This is a genomic window from Bifidobacterium sp. LH_743 (assembly GCF_056355775.1).
Genome location: NZ_JBKESZ010000008.1, coordinates 82,739 through 98,702 on the forward strand (window position 1 = coordinate 82,739; position 15,964 = coordinate 98,702).

Below are 15,964 nucleotides of genomic sequence, written 5' to 3' on the forward strand. Positions count from 1 at the left end.
ATTGCCGCAGTCTGCGCGGCGCTTGCCATGTTGGTCCTTTCCGGGTGCGGAACTTCCGTTGGCGCAAGCGATGTTCCGGTCGTGCCATCGAAGGGCGAAGTGACTATCCGTCTAAACTGGTGGGGTGGTGACAGTCGCGTCAAGACCACCGAGCAGGTGGTCAAGGCGTTCGAAAAGGAACATCCCAACATCCATGTGCAGACCGAATATTCCGATTGGACGGGATATTGGGACAAGCTCGCGGTGCAATCTGCCGGCGGCAACGCGCCTGATGTCATGCAGATGGATGAGCTGTACCTTTCCTTCTATGGTGGCATGAACGCCTTGCTTGATCTCGACAAGGCGAAGAAGTATCTTGACCTTAGTCAGATCGACTCCAGTCTGCTTGATATGGGAAAGTTGGATGGCAAGCAGGTGGCAGTGCCGTTAAGCACGGCGCAGTATGGCGTCATCGTCAATAACGATGTGCTCGACTCTTTGGGGCTGAAGCTGCCGGAAAACGCCAATTCATGGACATGGGACGAGTTTGAGGACTTTGCCAAGCAGGTGGCCGCCAAGTCGGACGGCAAAATAGTCGGTGCGATTGCTCCCAATAACGGGTACGCTTTGCAGTTGTGGGCTCGGCAGCATGGCGAGAAGCTGTTCAATGGCAATACTGTCGCGATTAAGCCGGACACATTGGCCCAATTCTTGCAGATGCCCTCCGAATGGGCTGCCAATGGCATCGAGATCAGCAAAGAAACCTGGAGTGAGAATGTCACCGCGTCGTTGAACGATAGCGCATTCGGCAAGGGACAGCAGGCGCTGATGCTCACCCAAGCTCCGCAGATTGTGCCATACGCACAGGCGGCCGGAACTGCCAATATGTCGCTGTTGCCGATGCCACAGGTCAATCCAGGCGCCAAAACGGGCTATCTAAAACCAGGTATGTACTGGTGTGTCTCCTCCGGTTCCCAGCATCCAGCCGAGGCGGCCATGTTGGTGGACTACCTGCTGAACAACGAGAAGGCTGGAAAAATCCTAGGCACCGAACGAGGTATCCCGGCGAATAACGGCATCCGCAAAAGCATCTCTTCTAGTGCGAGCGGCATGGACAAGCTTTCTCTGGACTTTGTGGACCGGATCGAATCGTCGTTGGGCAAGGCTCCGGGCATCACGCCCAATGGCGCTTCCGATTTGGACAAGATAATCGTGAGATACCAGCAGGACGTCGTGTTCGGCAAGCAGAAGCCGCTTCCCGCGGCGAAGGCCATGATCAACGAGCTTCAGGAGTCCATCGACTTCAATAGCTGATGTATGTCTACCAGATGCGAGGCCATTGCTGTTATTAAGAACGTGGGTATTCGTTGTTCGTGATACGGACGTGCATGCCAGAGGAAACAGCGAGTCATTACAATGTAGCGACAAACATAACAACAGGCGTCTCAACGCCAAGGAGGGCATCATGGCCGAAATCACATGGAAGTCGATCCTCACCAAGCTGGTCGAGGGGGACCACTTAAGCGCCGAGGAATCCGAGTGGTTCGTCGATGACCTCATGAACGGCAACGCCAATCCGGCCGCCGTCGGCGCGGTGCTAGCCACCCAGCAACAGCTGGGATTGACGCCTGATGAGGTTCGCGGTGCGGCGAAGGCCATGGTCGCCCACGCCATCCCGCTGCATATCGAAGGTGAGACCACCGATATCGTCGGCACCGGCGGAGACGGCGCGTCCACGGTGAACCTGTCGTCCATGGGCGCGGTCGTTGCCGCCGCAGCGGGCGTCAAGATCGTCAAGCATGGCAATCGCGCCGCCTCGTCCAAGTGCGGCACCGCCGATTGCTTCGAAGCGTTGGGACTGCCGTTGGATTTGACGCCGGAACAGGTGGCCGCAGTCGGCAACGAATGCGGCATCGCGTTCGCGTTCGCACGTACCTTCCATCCGGCGATGCGTTTCGTCGGACCGATTCGCGCCGCGCTCGGCGTGCCATGCGTGTTCAACGTGCTTGGTCCTCTAACAAATCCCGCAAGCCCGAAGCATATGGCCGTCGGCTGCGCCAATCGCAAGATGAGCCCGATCATGGCCGCCGTGTACGCGGCGAACGGTCAAACCGGCATGGTCTACACCTCCAGCGAGGGACTTGACGAGATGGCCCCGACCGGACCGGTCTCCATCTGGGAGTTCAAGGATGGCAAGGTTGTTGAAGACGAATTCGACCCGACCGTCGAGCTTGGTCTCGCCAAGATCAACGTTTCCGACCTGAAAGGCGGAGAACCCGAACTCAACGCACGACTGGCACGTGATTTCTTCGCGGGCAAGGATGTGCCGTTCCGCACCACCGCCCTGTTGAACGCCGCATCCGCCATCGTAGCCGACGGGCATCAGGTACTGGCCGATGCCAGCTTGGCCGAACGCTTCAAGGCAGCTTATGCCATTGCCGAGCAGACCGTCGATTCCGGCAAGGCAACGGCGCTGCTCGATAAGTGGATTGCGACCGCCCAAGCTGCGAAAGCCTGAATCCGCGCGTATATAGCGCTTGTACAGACATGTGAAGGCCCGACACTGATGGAATAACAGTGTCGGGCCTTCACATTGCATCGTCCGATATGACGGCAGCTAGGCCGCATATGGGAGCCGTCATCAGACGCGCGCGCCATCATCGAACTCGTCGGTGCGCGTCTGGGAATGCCCCTTATGCTGCACAATGAGCCCGGCGGCGCCGACCAATGCGCACAGACCGAAGATGGACCCCAGAATCGAAGCCAGCGCTGGCATGAACACCGAAGCGATGATGCCGATGACACCGGCGACCAACAATACCCAGAAGACAAGCTTCGACAATTTCACAGGGCCGATCTTGGGGTTCGGTGGCACGAAATCCTCACCATAACGGTCCATGACCCGGTCAGTATCAAGCCAGCTTGAACCGGTGAAATCACGCGGACCGCGGCTAGTTGACGGCATGTCGCCGACGAATGTGCCTTGATCCAGATCGTTGACGGACAGCAGGGCCTCTTTTTCCTGACGTTGCGCGTGTTTTTCGAAACGTTTCGCACTGCGCGAACGTTCCACGGCCTTCAGGTCATCGGCGTGCGAATTCGCGAATTCGGCCCAGGCCGCATCCAGGTCGTCGGATGGCGAGACACCGCCATGCGACTCATCGTTTGGGCGTTCTTCATCGTCGTTGGTATTGTTGAGGTCAGTCATACTTATACTCTAATCGGGCGGGCGCCAATCCGTCGGGAGGAATGTGAAGAATGCTCTACTGGTTTTTCGTCAAAGGTCTGGGGCCGATCGCCATCCATCGTCTGGGGCCGACCGCGCAGGGACTTGAGAACATTCCGCATGAGGGTGGCGCCATCATCGCGGCCAATCACCTTGCCGTCATCGACGATGCACTGTTGCCGCTGACCTGCCCGCGCATGATTCATTTCATGGGCAAGGCCGAGTATTTCGAAGGCAAGGGCATCAAAGGCAAGTTCAAGAAATGGTGGTTCACTTCCGTCGGCGTGTTCCCCGTGGACCGTTCCGGCGGTTCCAAATCGCTTGGAGCGTTGAACCATGCCCGTGAGATCATCGAGGACGGGCATCTGTTCGGTATCCACATCGAAGGTACGCGTAGTCCGGACGGACGTCTTTACAAGGGACATACCGGCGCGGCCCGACTGGCGTTCGAGACCGGATGCCCGATTGTTCCGGCCGCCATCATCGGCTCCCGTGAACTGCAGAAGCCGGGACAGGTCATTCCGAACAAAGGTAAATCCACGGTGATTTACGGCAAGCCGATTGAAGTCGAGAAGAAGCCGGTGGACGAGATCACCCATGAGGACCTGCGTTCGCTCACCGACCGTGTGACCCGCGAGATCCAGAAGATGAGCGGCCAGGAATACGTCGACGAGTATGCGCAAAAGGTTAAGGCCGAGCTTAAGGCCCAGCAGGAGGCCGAAGCGCAGGCCAACCAGTCTGAGAACGGCAAAAAGTAGATTCTTTTCATATATGGCGATGGGGATGTTCCAGGAACGTCGGAACATCCCCATCGCCATATACGGCTCATGGTCGTCGCATGCCATGAGCCATGAGGATGCTCAGAACAGCGACGAATACATCTTCAAAGTGATGGTGGTCGGCGTTCCATCCTCCTGATGCAGACGCACCTCTGTGCCACCTACGGGATCCTGCGACGCCACTTTCTTGTCCTGGCTGGAATCAAGCGTGATCTGCGAGCTGATCTTCACACTGAACCCAAGCTTCTCCAAAGCGCTCTTGGCATCGGACGCACGCTGTCCGACGTAATTCGGCAGCGTCACGGTCTGCGGCCCCTTCGACACCACCACTTCGATGGCGTCGCCCCAATGCAACTCGTCACCGGCCTTTGCGGAGGCGGACATCACCTGTCCCTGCGGAATCTTGTCATCGAACTGCTCGGACCAGTCGACGGTGAGCTTGAGTCCGTCCAATGCCTGTTGGGCTTCGTCCTTCGATTCGCCGACGATATTAGGCATGGTGACCGGTTTCGGCCCCTGTGACAGGGTGACGGTGATCTTCGTATTATGGGACAGGGTGGCGCCAGGGTCTACGCTGAGCGACAGCAACGCCCCTTGGGGCACGTCCATGGAGTACGCGTCATCACTGTCCGGCGTCCGCTCGATATTGTCAAAGCCGGCTTCTTTCAGCGCTTTGACGGGGTCTTTGCCATTCGCGCTGTCGGCGTCGAGTATGTCGGCGGGAACGGTGGCCTGCTTGACGCCTTTCGACACAACCACCTTCACCTTCTGATGGCGTCGTTTGCTCACATGCGATCCGACGTTCGCCGGATCGGTGGAGATGATGTCTCCCTTGGCGATGGAATCGCTGTAGGCCTCAGTCATTTCGTATTCGATATTGGCGAATTTCAGCAGTTGCTCGTAGGAGCTCCATTTGACATTGGAGATGCGGCAGGATTTTGAAGCCGCACACGACAGGTCGGCCGGTTGAGGCAAGGTCCAATAGCTTCCCGGACCTTGGAAGTACCACCACGCATAGCCGCCTCCACCGGCGCAGGCAAGTACGGCCGCCGTTATGCACGCGACAATCACGGGAGTACGTTTGCCCTTGCGGCCTCGTTGCTTGCCTTTGGCCTTTTCCCTGGATCCGGTCGGGGATCCGTGTCCGTCCAAGGACAGTCTGGCGGTCTCCTCCGGATCGGGTCGTGACTGTTCCGTTGGCATGATACTGGTTGCATTCGTCGTATGCTGCTCAAAAGGACGGGTGCGATCGTCGGATTGGTTCGTGGGCGGCGCAGGGGGAGCGGGAGGGATCATGCCCGGCCCGCCGACGTTGGCTGAGACGTCGGTCTCTGAGGGTAGTCGATACTGCCAATCGTCGATTGTGAGGCCCCTTTGCAATCGCTGCAGTTCCTCGAGCGCCACGGAAGCGTCTTGGGGGCGCTCCTCCGGCGCACGCGCGGTGAGCTTTGCGATGAACGCCGACACGTCGGCATTGATTCCGGAACATACGGTCGAAACGTCCGGCACGTCCTCATGCACATGCTTGAACACCAACGTCACCGGATTGTCGGCGTTGAAAGGAACCCTGCCGGTCAGCATCTCCCAAGCCATGATGCCCACAGAATAGAGGTCCCCTTGAGGAATCGCCCGGTTGCTTTCGATCATTTCCGGCGCCAGATACGAGGCCGTGCCCAGCAACATGCCCGTGGAGGACAACGTGGCCTGTGAAACGGCCTTGGCCAGGCCGAAATCAGTGATCTGCACATGCCCTCGGTCGTTGAGCAGAATGTTCTCCGGTTTGATGTCGCGGTGCACCACGCCCGCGCGGTGGGCCGATGCCAGGCCATCCAACGTTTCCCCGACAATCCGGAGCGTCTCACGCACGCTGAAAGTGACCTGCTGGTTCATTTCGTAACGCAGGTTCACGCCATGGACGTATTCCATGACGAGATAATCCAATCCATTGAATTCGCCGGTATCGTAGACCTGCACGATGTGCGGATTGGCTATCGCGGCCGCGGAACGGGCCTCACGCCGGAAGCGTTCCGCGAACTGATCGCGCTTCGGTCCCTGCGCCAGCTGCGTGTGCATGATTTTTACGGCGACGGTGCGTCCCAGCCGTTCATCGGTGGCCTGATACACCGTGGCCATGCCACCGTCGGCGATTCTGCTGATAACCCGGTACCGGTCTTCTATGACTTGGCCTACGGGGTCGTGTGGGGCTTCATTCATGGTTGATCGGTATGGTTCCTTCTCAAAAACGTCTTGTCGAACAGTCTTCAATCCGTAGTTTACAAGCAGGGGTCAAGCATGAGCCTCGCGGAACATATGACGGACATGGGTCTTTCACGCATTCCGCGAGATTCCTGATACTGATTTTCCAGATCTATTCGTGAACGATGGGCACGAAGCGTGCGCAGGCCTTGACAAGCATATCCTCACGTTGACGGGGCAGACCAAGCGATTCGATGGACTTCCTGGATTCGCCCCACAGCTCCGCTATCCTTTCCTTGGAACGATCGATCGCACCGGTGGATTCGAAAAGCGTGATGGCGCGGGCAACCTGTTCCTCGTCGCGGGAACCGGCCTCCCACATGCCGATGAGCTCGCGTCTCTCCGCCTCGTCAGCCGCATCGATGGCATCGGCGAGCAGCACCGTGCGTTTGCCTTCCCGGATATCACCGCCAATCGGCTTGCCGGTATTGCGGCTCGAACCGATGACGTCCAGAAGATCGTCGGCAAGTTGGAACGCCAAGCCAAGAGGTAGACCTATCGCCAAAGCACGGTCACGTGCGGTACCGGCATCGGCACCGGCTGCGAGCATACCGAATTCCAGTGGCGCGATGGTGGTATAGCTGGCAGTCTTCCAACGGAACACATTCAGCGACGCGGCCGCCAGCTCGGCAGGATCGTCCAGGGAATTGAGCTCCACGGCCAAATCAAGCACCTGGCCGATCTCCACCTCGCGATGCATATTCAGGAACGCCGACACCACGTCCGTTCCGGAACCAAGACGGGATGCCGCTTTTTCCGCGATATCCACGCTTGCGGTGGCCAGCATGTCGCCCAGCATGATGCCCAGACCATGGCCGATGGCATCGCTGTGCGTGTCCATGGACAGCGCGCGATGAGCGGATGGTTTGCCGCGACGCAGGTCGGAATCGTCGATGATGTCATCGTGCACCAACGCTCCGGTCTGGAACACCTCGATCGCGCAGGCCAGATCAAGCACCGCGTCCATATCCCGCTCCAACACGTCCTGCTGGGCAAACACGCGAAACGCATCCAACGTCAGCAGCGCGCGAAGCCGTTTGCCGCCCTCGCTTGACGTGACCGCCTGCCGGGCGACCGCGTCGGCGATGGGCCTACAGGAATCGGCGACCGCATCATCCGCGTGAAGGAACGAAAAATCCCTCACCAACGATAACGTGCGCGTTTCAATCTGTTCCAAATCGGAGGAGCTAGTCATATATCAAAGTTATCCACATGCGTCCGACAAGAACGGAACGCAGTAATTGCAATGGATGGAACGGTATGGCACGTTCCATGACACGCCGATGGACGCATTCTCCGACCACAGGGGCTGAAAACACGGCCCGAGCATCGGCGGATGCCGCATAGTACTCCGGAAAGCGGTCGCGCACGGCGTCCGCGCCAACCATGTCAAGGAGAACGGAATGATGAACATGATCGACGAGACGACGCCGATACGTGACACGGAAATGGATCAGCTCGGCGAACAGCTGACGGAAGATTGCAAATCGCAGGGAATGGAGGAAGCGATACGCGGATTCCTGCAGGAGCCGTTCGGACGATGGATGGACTCTCTTGCCGATTCTCAGTCCGTCGGCGGTGGTCTGGATGGCGCTCGCAGACTATCCCGGAACGATAAGCGGGCGATCGCCGTCGCCATGGAACGGGCGATGTCGGTCCGCGACGCATTGCTGGTGTCCATCGTCGTGGGGGAGGACCGTTCGCCGCGCGAGTTCCTGATGGACTTCATGACCAATCCGATGCATCCCGATAATTCACGCCGGCTGGAGGAGATACTCAAGGATTCGTTCCGGGACGCCTCAACGACTCCCGACACCGTGCGCTGCGACAACGGCGTCACCATGATGTTCGACATCATCGAAATGGTTCCCGAACGCTATCAGGTTCAGCCATTGGCCGTGATCAGCTATGTATTGTGGTGGATGGGTGACGAGCGTGCCATGCTGTGTGCCCTGCGGGCACTCGCGTTGGATGAGGACTGTTCGCTTGCCGCGATCGTCTGTTCCGCCACGCACCGTCATATTGGTCCGGCATGGACTTCGGAAAACGCAGACAACACGCCGAAAGGCGTCGACATTGGTGCGTGATGGGCCCAACACGCGGGAATAATCGTCCTTGCAAGATGGTTTACTCACATAGTTGACGATTTGCCCTTGCCAGAAGTGGGCCCATATGGTATACGCTTCCGGCGGGATCAGTAGGAGGATAAGTTTGGCCACCAAGGAAACGACGGCAAGCACGGAACAGACTGATCTGACCGAAAAGACCACCTCCACGAAGAAGGCCTCCACGCGCAAGACCACTACGAAGAGGGGTGCGGCGAAGAAGACCACCGCCAAGACATCGCGCAAAGCCACCGCGAAGAAGGCCTCCAAGGTCAAGAAGGATCACGAGGAGGATCTGGTCGACGAGGTTCCCGAGGACGAAGATGGCCCCGACGAGGACGCCGATCTCGACGATTTCGATGATGACCTCGACGACGTGGACGCGGACGACGATGACAATGATGATCTCGACGAGGATGATGATCTCGACGAGGACGACTCCGAGTCGGATGATGACGAGGACAATAAGCGCAAGAAGCCGGAAGAGCCTAAGGAAAAGGGCGCTTTCGTGGTCCGCGATGATGATGACGACGACAATCTGACGCCGTCGGGCAATCCGAAGCGTCGTGTGATCGCCGCCGGCGCCACCGCCGACCCGGTCAAGGATTATCTGAAGCAGATCGGCCGTGTGAACCTGCTGAACGCCGAGCAGGAGGTCGACCTGTCCGAACGCATCGAAGCCGGTCTGTACGCCCAGCATCTGCTGGACACGGAATCCGACAAGATGGACTTCAAGCGCAAGCGCGAGCTCAAGTGGGCCGCGAACGACGGCAAACGAGCCAAGGATCACCTGCTGGAGGCCAACCTCCGACTTGTGGTCTCTCTGGCCAAGCGTTATACGGGACGCGGCATGCTGTTCCTTGACCTGATTCAGGAAGGCAACCTCGGTCTGATCCGTGCCGTCGAGAAGTTCGACTGGAAGAAGGGCTTCAAGTTCTCCACGTACGCCACGTGGTGGATTCGTCAGGCCATCACCCGTGCCATGGCCGACCAGGCCCGCACCATCCGAGTGCCTGTCCACATGGTCGAGGTCATCAACAAGCTGTCCCGCGTGCAGCGCCAGATGCTTCAGGATCTGGGCCGCGAACCAACGCCCGACGAGCTGGCTCGAGAGCTCGACATGCCTGTTGAGAAGGTCCAGGAAGTGCAGAAGTATGGCCGTGAGCCGATTTCGCTGCACACCCCGCTTGGCGAGGACGGCGATTCCGAATTCGGCGACCTGATTGAGGACACCGATGCCATCGCTCCGTCCGACGCCGTGGCTTTCTCTCTGCTGCAAGAGCAGTTCAAGCAGGTGCTTGAGACGCTGTCCCCCCGTGAGGCAGGCGTCATCAAGATGCGTTACGGCTTGGAGGATGGCCAGCCCAAGACGTTGGACGACATCGGCCGTGTGTACGGGGTGACCCGTGAACGCATCCGCCAGATCGAATCGAAGACCATGTCCAAGTTGCGTCACCCGTCTCGTTCGCAGACGTTGCGCGACTTCCTGGATCAGTGATCGGACGTGAATGAACGAAGTCGAGAAACCGGCGGAGACGTTGGTTTCTCGGCTTCTTCCGTCTGGAGACGCGATAATCGAAAGGGAACATGGCAAAGGATAATTACGGAGCGAAGAGCCTCACCGTGCTCGAAGGCTTGGACGCGGTGCGCAAACGTCCAGGTATGTATATCGGTACGACCGACAGCCAAGGATTGATGCATTGCCTTTGGGAGATCATCGACAATGCCGTCGATGAGGCTCTCGCGGGTGCCTGCGACCACATCATCGTGACATTGCACGATGATGGTTCCGTCGAGGTGGCGGACAACGGCCGTGGCATTCCGGTGGATGTCGAGCCCAAGACCAAGCTCACCGGCGTGGAAGTGGTGTTGACCAAGCTGCATGCCGGTGCGAAATTCGGCAATTCCTCATACGGCGCCTCCGGTGGTCTGCATGGCGTCGGATCGTCTGTGGTGAACGCGTTGAGTTCCCGCCTTGACGTGGAAGTGGATCGTGACGGCAAAACGCATCACATGGCCTTCCACCAGGGTCATCCCGGCGTGTATTCCGACGCTGATCCCAAGCATCCGTCCCCGGACTCGCCGTTCAAGAAGACACGGAAGAACCGTCCGACCGAACTGGAGATCATTGGCAAGGTAAGTCCGAAGACCACGGGAACCCGCATCCGTTACTGGGCCGATCCTGAGATTTTCAATGACACCGCCGAATTCAGCTACGACCAGCTGATCGACCGTGTGCGTCAGACCAGCTTCCTGGTACCAGGGCTGAAAATCACCGTCATCGATGAGAACATCCCTGAAACCGGTGATGAGGCCGTCGACGAAATGCTGGAAGTCGATGTCGAGGACAATGCCACGGACGCGGCACAACCGGACGCCACCGCCACGGACGAAACGCCTGAAGCCCAGACGGACGGTGCCGACGCGCAACCGCAGGAAAACGCCGCACCGAACACGCGTCCGAAATACCCGCATGCGCGCATCGAGGAATTCCTTCATACCGGCGGTGTGAGGGATTTCGTCGATTTCCTGTCCAAAGGCGAGGCCGTTTCGGATATTTGGCGCATCACTGGCGATGACACGTATGTCGAAGAGACGCAGGCTGTGGGCGATGACGGTGAATTGCATGCGCAAAAGGTGACCCGTGATTGCGCCGTGGACATCGCCATGCGTTGGACCAACGGATATGACACAACCATACGCAGCTTCGTCAACGTGGTGGAGACCCCCGGCGGAGGCACGCATGTGGACGGCTTCCTGCAGGGTATCACCAGACAGGTTCGTAAGGCCGTCGAGGATAATGCGCGTAAGCTCAAGGTGAATCTCAAGGATTCCAACATGAAGGTGGAGCGCGACGATATCCTCGCCGGTCTGGTCGCCGTGGTCACCGTGCGCATCGCCGAGCCGCAGTTCCAGGGACAGACCAAGGATGTGCTCGGCACCGCGCAGGTCAAGCCCATCGTCTCCAAGATGACCGACAGGCAGTTCGGCGAGATGATCACCGGCTCCAAGCGCGGATACAAGGAGCAGTCCGGCCGCGTGCTGGAGAAGATCGTCGGTGAGATGCACGCCCGCGTGCAGGCCCGCAAGACCAAGGAGGTCACGCGCCGCAAGAACGCGCTCGAATCCGCCTCCATGCCTCCGAAACTGTCCGACTGCCAGCCGGGCAACGACGATGTGGCCGAATTGTTCATCGTCGAGGGCGATTCTGCGCTCGGCACCGCCAAGGCCGCCCGCAATTCCGGATTCCAAGCGCTGCTGCCGATTCGAGGCAAGATCCTCAACGTGCAGAAGGCGTCGCTCGCGCAGATGCTGTCCAACAAGGAATGCGCGGCCATTATCCAGGTGGTCGGCGCCGGCTCCGGAGCGAGTTTCGACATCGAGCAGGCCCGGTACAACAAGATCATCATGATGACCGATGCCGACGTCGACGGCGCGCATATCCGCATCCTGCTGTTGACGCTGTTCTACCGGTACATGCGGCCGCTCATCGAATACGGTCACGTGTATGCGGCCGTGCCGCCGTTGCATCGTATCGCGTTGACGGGCGCGCACAAGGGCGAGTTCATCTATACGTATTCCGATGACGAGTTGGCGGGCAAGCTTGCCGAGCTCGACAGAAAACATATCGGCTACAACGAGGACATTCAGCGGTACAAGGGCCTTGGCGAGATGGATGCCGATCAGTTGGCCGACACCACCATGGATCCACGCACCCGCATGCTGCGCCGCATCCGCATGGAGGACGCCGAACAGGCCAGCCACATCTTCAGCCTGCTCATGGGCGATGACGTGCCTCCGCGCAAGGCGTTCATCGTGGAGAACGCGGACGATTTCGACCGTTCGAAGATCGACACCTGATTTTGATTGCATGGGAGGTAGGTTCCGTTCCGTCGAAACCCGCCTCCCGCTTTTTTGCCGGAACCAACGCCTGCTCGCTTCTTGGAACAAGACCGAAAAACAAGACCGAATCATGCTTTGACCGGAATCAGACGTTGAAGCGGTACCGCAAATCGCTAGTTACCGTTTGGTAGGTAACTGCGGGTAAACTGTATGAAGAATTCGGATCAACGTGTCCAAGGAACCATCAAAGGAGCTGATTCATGGCCAATCTGCTGCTTGCCGTGATTTATGTGGCTTTCATCAGTCTGGGCTTGCCGGATGCCGTGCTCGGAGCTGCCTGGCCGACGATGAGCACCGATTTGAACGCGCCTGTTTCCTGGGAGGGTGGCATCTCCATGACCATTTCGGCGGGCACCATCGTGTCCGCGTTGCTGTCCGATCGCATGACCCTGCGATTCGGCGCGGGCAAGGTCACTGTGGTGTCCGTGGCGTTGACGGCGTTCGCTTTGTTCGGTTTCTCGATCGCGCCGAATTACTGGATGTTGCTGCTGTTCGCGATTCCTTATGGATTGGGGGCGGGTGGCGTCGACGCGGCGCTGAACAACTATGTCGCGATCCACTATGAAAGCCGTCACATGAGCTGGCTGCACGCCATGTGGGGATTGGGCACGCTGCTTGGCCCGTACATCATGGCGTATGCGTTGGGCGCAGGTCAAGGCTGGTCATGGGGGTACCGGTACATCTCTATCCTGCAAATAGCACTCACCGCGGTACTGGTATTCAGCCTGCCGCTGTGGAAGACACGCACCGCACAAGACACCGAAGAGACAACTGAGGACGATGCGCCACGCAAGCCCCTCGGCATCCGTGGCGTGCTTGCGATTCGTGGCGCACGCGAGATCCTCGTCATGTTCTTCTGCTATTGCGCGCTTGAATCCACTGCCATGCTGTGGGCCAGCAGCTACATGGTGCTTGGCAAGGGCATCGACAAGACCACGGCCGCCATGTGGGGAAGCCTGTTCTGCATCGGCATCACCGTCGGACGTCTCGCAAGCGGCTTCCTCACCATGAGATTGAGCGATCCGTCCATGATCCGCCTTGGACAGGCTCTGGTATTGACGGGTGTCATCATCATGCTGCTGCCGCTGCCGCATCACATCGGCACCATCGCGGGACTGATGGTCATCGGCCTGGGATGCGCGCCGATTTATCCATGCGTCATCCACTCCACGCCGACCTATTTCGGCAAGGACAAGTCCCAGGCCATCGTCGGCATGCAGATGGCATTCGCCTATGTGGGGTCGATGTGCATGCCTCCGGTGTTCGGTCTGATTGCCCAGCACATCTCCGTCAACCTGTTCCCGTGGTATCTCGTGGCGTTCCTGGTGCTCATGGTGGTCATGCACGAAACGTTGCGCAAAAAGTGTGGTGGCCAGGTCACGGCCTGAACGTCAGAACATCCACGTCGCCGGATTGTCCGGCGAATAGGAACTGCTGAAACCGTGCGCGGCATTGTATGTGCCGCACACCCAATCCGGATTGCTGAAGCCAAGCGTCACATACCAGACCATGACGAGCGCGGCGAGCGTCGCCATGAGCGGAAGGCGTGCCGTGAACATGCGGATCGCGCACAGCGCGATGGCGATTGCCAGCAATACGATGAACGTCAGTGAGAAGTAGCGCAGCCAGGTCAGACCGTACGCTCCGATGTACAGGCCCAGTCGAAGGGCCGCCGAGGCCAGCATGACGGCGGTCACGGCCAGCAGTCCGCCCAGCGTGGCGTTCAGCCAAGGTGTGTGTGGGGTGGATATGAGAGCGATGCCGAAGATGGCCAGATTGATGGCGGCCACCGTCAGCAGCTGGAAGAAACCGTCTCGCGCATACTCGCTATAGGTCAGTCCATCCGGGAGTGAGATTAAGCCGTCCGTCAAAGCTCCGGCGAACAGGAAACGCAATTGCACCGCGCAGAACAGCGTGTATACGACCAGCATCATCGAGAGCACGGTGACCGTCATCGTTGAACTCAAGGCGATATGACGGGGCTCCGACGGCTCTTTGTTTTCGATATCGAGGCTAAGAAGCAGGGAGCATAGGAACGGCCAGGGCACAATGACGATCAGTGTGTGGATTGTGATCGCCGTAAGGTCGGGATGTCCGATGGCGGCTGTCAGTTCGTAGCGGAATATCTGGTCCGCGCTGGTCAGCAAGGGGATGATGGTCAGTAGTAGGGGTATCGAGACTAGTGCTGCCATACCGATTTCACGGGCCTTCGAGCGTTTGTTGGCCGAAGCGGCGGAACGGGCCAGGATGGTAAGCGATCCGAAGACACGCCCCAGATTGGAAAACGGCTGTACGAGCCAGCCGGTAAGCCAATCGCGTGCCACTTGGGACGGATGCCATATGCTGTATCGGCCGTTGACCAGCTGGCAGTGCAGCATCAGCAGTATGGGTTGCGCAAGGAATGTGGTCAGCGAGTAATCGATGTTCCCGCTATACGGAGTGGCGCTGACGGAAAGCATGTTCCATACGCTCAAAGCGGTGATCGTGCCGGCCACAAGCCACGTGTACGGACGTTTGCGCACGCTCGTCCAGTGGAGCGCGGTGACGAGCGCAAGACATAGCAGCCAGAATAACGGCAGGGCATATCCGTATACGCATTCGGGAAGCGTGGAGCTGCAGACGAACCGGTCGAAGACGAAGGTGATGACGAGCGCCGTGGCCATGGTCGCGATGGTGCGCCGTCCCGTCCGTCGGGATGCCGGATGCTGCTGTTCGATGGCGACGCGTGTGGCCGGTTGCGGCGCCGGTGTCTGTTGGGTGTTCATGGCATTCCTTTCGATTGATGGATCAATGTGGAACTGTCGCCATGGTAAGCTATCGAAAAACGATATAAACATATCGAAATTTATTTTTTCACGGAATTTGCATATTGAAAAACGATAGGTTATTATCGTTTTTCGTAAATCGCGTTTGTCTATGAAGGAGATACCGTATATGTGTGCGCGGAATGATTCGATGGACGATCCGGAACGAGAGACGGCGGTGATTGTGGCGCTGCGTGTGCTGGTCGTGCTGTTTGCACTGTGTGGGCTGGCTCTGCAGGTCGGCGCGTTCGTGGCGGGGGTGGTCGTTTCCATCGATTGCTTCCATGCTGATGTGACGCATTGGCTCTATGTGATCGGATTCGTGTTGATGGTGGCCTGTTTCGAGGTGGCTCTGGTGCCGTTGTGGAGGCTGCTGACATTGGTTCGTCATCGTGACGTGTTCTCCGGGAAGGCCATCCATCTGGTCGACGGCATACTTGGCTGCGCCGGCGTGGAAGGGATCCTGGTCGTCCTGGCGATGCTCTCCCAGGCCTGGCTGTCGCCATCCCTGTTCCTGTCGAGGCTGCTCGGGTTGGAAACGGATCTGGTTCGCTTCGCGGTCGCGGGCGGCGGTCTGGTGGCTCTGTTGCTCATAGCGGCGTTCATGCTGCTCATGCTGGTGATGCGCTCGCTGCTGCGGCAGGCCATCGAGCAGCGTGATGAGCTTTCGGCGGTGATCTGACATGGCGATCCGTGTGAATCTTGATGTGATGCTGGCCAAGCGCAAGATGGGCGTGAATGAGCTGGCCGATGCGATTGGCATCACGCCCGCCAATGTGTCGGTGCTGAAGAACGGCCGCGCCAAGGCGATTCGTTTCTCCACGCTTGACGCGATATGCTCCACGCTTGACTGCCAGCCCGGCGATGTGCTCGAATGGGTCGATGACGTCGATTGACGGTTGGCATGTCTGA

Annotated in this window: 13 protein-coding genes; 9 read left to right on the plus strand and 4 right to left on the minus strand. The window is 58.7% G+C overall.

Annotation, left to right across the window (positions count from 1 at the left end; genetic code table 11):
• Window positions 1-99: 99 nt before the first annotated feature.
• Both AC1ATL_RS09020 and trpD read left to right on the plus strand, forming a co-directional pair.
• Window positions 100-1,293, plus strand: a complete 1,194-nt coding sequence (locus AC1ATL_RS09020) for an ABC transporter substrate-binding protein (RefSeq protein WP_476569966.1) — start codon at window positions 100-102, stop codon at window positions 1,291-1,293.
• Window positions 1,294-1,444: 151 nt separating this feature from the next.
• Window positions 1,445-2,497: an anthranilate phosphoribosyltransferase gene (gene trpD, locus AC1ATL_RS09025; RefSeq protein ID WP_476569967.1), complete on the plus strand. Its 1,053-nt coding sequence runs from the start codon at window positions 1,445-1,447 to the stop codon at window positions 2,495-2,497.
• Window positions 2,498-2,620: 123 nt separating this feature from the next.
• Here trpD and AC1ATL_RS09030 read toward each other — a convergent pair whose 3' ends face one another.
• Entirely contained in the window at window positions 2,621-3,187 is a 567-nt protein-coding gene (locus AC1ATL_RS09030) for a hypothetical protein (RefSeq protein WP_476569968.1), read from the minus strand.
• Between the two features lie 50 nt (window positions 3,188-3,237).
• Between AC1ATL_RS09030 and AC1ATL_RS09035 the strand changes: the two genes are divergently transcribed.
• Complete coding sequence (locus AC1ATL_RS09035) at window positions 3,238-3,963, plus strand: lysophospholipid acyltransferase family protein (RefSeq protein ID WP_476569969.1); 726 nt, start codon at window positions 3,238-3,240, stop codon at window positions 3,961-3,963.
• 102 nt (window positions 3,964-4,065) lie between these two features.
• Here AC1ATL_RS09035 and AC1ATL_RS09040 read toward each other — a convergent pair whose 3' ends face one another.
• Entirely contained in the window at window positions 4,066-6,198 is a 2,133-nt protein-coding gene (locus AC1ATL_RS09040) for a Stk1 family PASTA domain-containing Ser/Thr kinase (RefSeq protein WP_476569970.1), read from the minus strand.
• 154 nt (window positions 6,199-6,352) lie between these two features.
• Window positions 6,353-7,435 (minus strand): polyprenyl synthetase family protein, encoded by a 1,083-nt coding sequence (locus AC1ATL_RS09045; RefSeq protein ID WP_476569971.1) that lies wholly within the window; start codon window positions 7,433-7,435, stop codon window positions 6,353-6,355.
• Window positions 7,436-7,643: 208 nt separating this feature from the next.
• Here AC1ATL_RS09045 and AC1ATL_RS09050 point away from each other — a divergent pair, with 208 nt between their 5' ends.
• From AC1ATL_RS09050 to AC1ATL_RS09065, 4 genes are all read left to right on the plus strand, one after another.
• Window positions 7,644-8,327, plus strand: coding sequence for a DUF4192 domain-containing protein (locus tag AC1ATL_RS09050; RefSeq protein ID WP_476569972.1), 684 nt, complete (start codon window positions 7,644-7,646; stop codon window positions 8,325-8,327).
• 124 nt (window positions 8,328-8,451) lie between these two features.
• Window positions 8,452-9,843: an RNA polymerase sigma factor gene (locus AC1ATL_RS09055; RefSeq protein ID WP_476569973.1), complete on the plus strand. Its 1,392-nt coding sequence runs from the start codon at window positions 8,452-8,454 to the stop codon at window positions 9,841-9,843.
• Between the two features lie 89 nt (window positions 9,844-9,932).
• Window positions 9,933-12,206, plus strand: a complete 2,274-nt coding sequence (locus AC1ATL_RS09060) for a DNA gyrase/topoisomerase IV subunit B (protein ID WP_476569974.1) — start codon at window positions 9,933-9,935, stop codon at window positions 12,204-12,206.
• A gap of 242 nt (window positions 12,207-12,448) precedes the next feature.
• Entirely contained in the window at window positions 12,449-13,636 is a 1,188-nt protein-coding gene (locus AC1ATL_RS09065; RefSeq protein WP_476569975.1) for an MFS transporter, read from the plus strand.
• A 3-nt stretch (window positions 13,637-13,639) separates the two neighbouring features.
• On the opposite strand, the gene AC1ATL_RS09070 is transcribed toward AC1ATL_RS09065, so the two are convergent.
• Window positions 13,640-15,013 (minus strand): DUF4153 domain-containing protein, encoded by a 1,374-nt coding sequence (locus AC1ATL_RS09070; RefSeq protein WP_476569976.1) that lies wholly within the window; start codon window positions 15,011-15,013, stop codon window positions 13,640-13,642.
• Between the two features lie 169 nt (window positions 15,014-15,182).
• On the opposite strand from AC1ATL_RS09070, the gene AC1ATL_RS09075 reads away from it, so the two are divergent.
• On the plus strand, window positions 15,183-15,734 hold the full coding sequence (locus AC1ATL_RS09075) for a DUF2975 domain-containing protein (protein WP_476569977.1): 552 nt from the start codon (window positions 15,183-15,185) through the stop codon (window positions 15,732-15,734).
• 1 nt (window position 15,735) lies between these two features.
• A complete protein-coding gene (locus tag AC1ATL_RS09080; RefSeq protein ID WP_432623932.1) occupies window positions 15,736-15,948 on the plus strand; it encodes a helix-turn-helix domain-containing protein in 213 nt (70 codons plus the stop codon).
• Window positions 15,949-15,964 lie beyond the last annotated feature (16 nt).

Excerpts from the sequence above, each read along its gene's own strand:
- trpD (WP_476569967.1), top strand. The coding sequence starts at position 1,445 with ATGGCCGAAATCACATGGAAGTCGATCCTCACCAAGCTGGTCGAGGGG.
- AC1ATL_RS09030 (WP_476569968.1), bottom strand. The coding sequence starts at position 3,187 with ATGACTGACCTCAACAATACCAACGACGATGAAGAACGCCCAAACGAT.
- AC1ATL_RS09035 (WP_476569969.1), top strand. The coding sequence starts at position 3,238 with ATGCTCTACTGGTTTTTCGTCAAAGGTCTGGGGCCGATCGCCATCCAT.
- AC1ATL_RS09040 (WP_476569970.1), bottom strand. The coding sequence starts at position 6,198 with ATGAATGAAGCCCCACACGACCCCGTAGGCCAAGTCATAGAAGACCGG.
- AC1ATL_RS09045 (WP_476569971.1), bottom strand. The coding sequence starts at position 7,435 with ATGACTAGCTCCTCCGATTTGGAACAGATTGAAACGCGCACGTTATCG.
- AC1ATL_RS09050 (WP_476569972.1), top strand. The coding sequence starts at position 7,644 with ATGATGAACATGATCGACGAGACGACGCCGATACGTGACACGGAAATG.
- AC1ATL_RS09060 (WP_476569974.1), top strand. The coding sequence starts at position 9,933 with ATGGCAAAGGATAATTACGGAGCGAAGAGCCTCACCGTGCTCGAAGGC.
- AC1ATL_RS09065 (WP_476569975.1), top strand. The coding sequence starts at position 12,449 with ATGGCCAATCTGCTGCTTGCCGTGATTTATGTGGCTTTCATCAGTCTG.
- AC1ATL_RS09070 (WP_476569976.1), bottom strand. The coding sequence starts at position 15,013 with ATGAACACCCAACAGACACCGGCGCCGCAACCGGCCACACGCGTCGCC.
- AC1ATL_RS09075 (WP_476569977.1), top strand. The coding sequence starts at position 15,183 with ATGTGTGCGCGGAATGATTCGATGGACGATCCGGAACGAGAGACGGCG.
- AC1ATL_RS09080 (WP_432623932.1), top strand. The coding sequence starts at position 15,736 with ATGGCGATCCGTGTGAATCTTGATGTGATGCTGGCCAAGCGCAAGATG.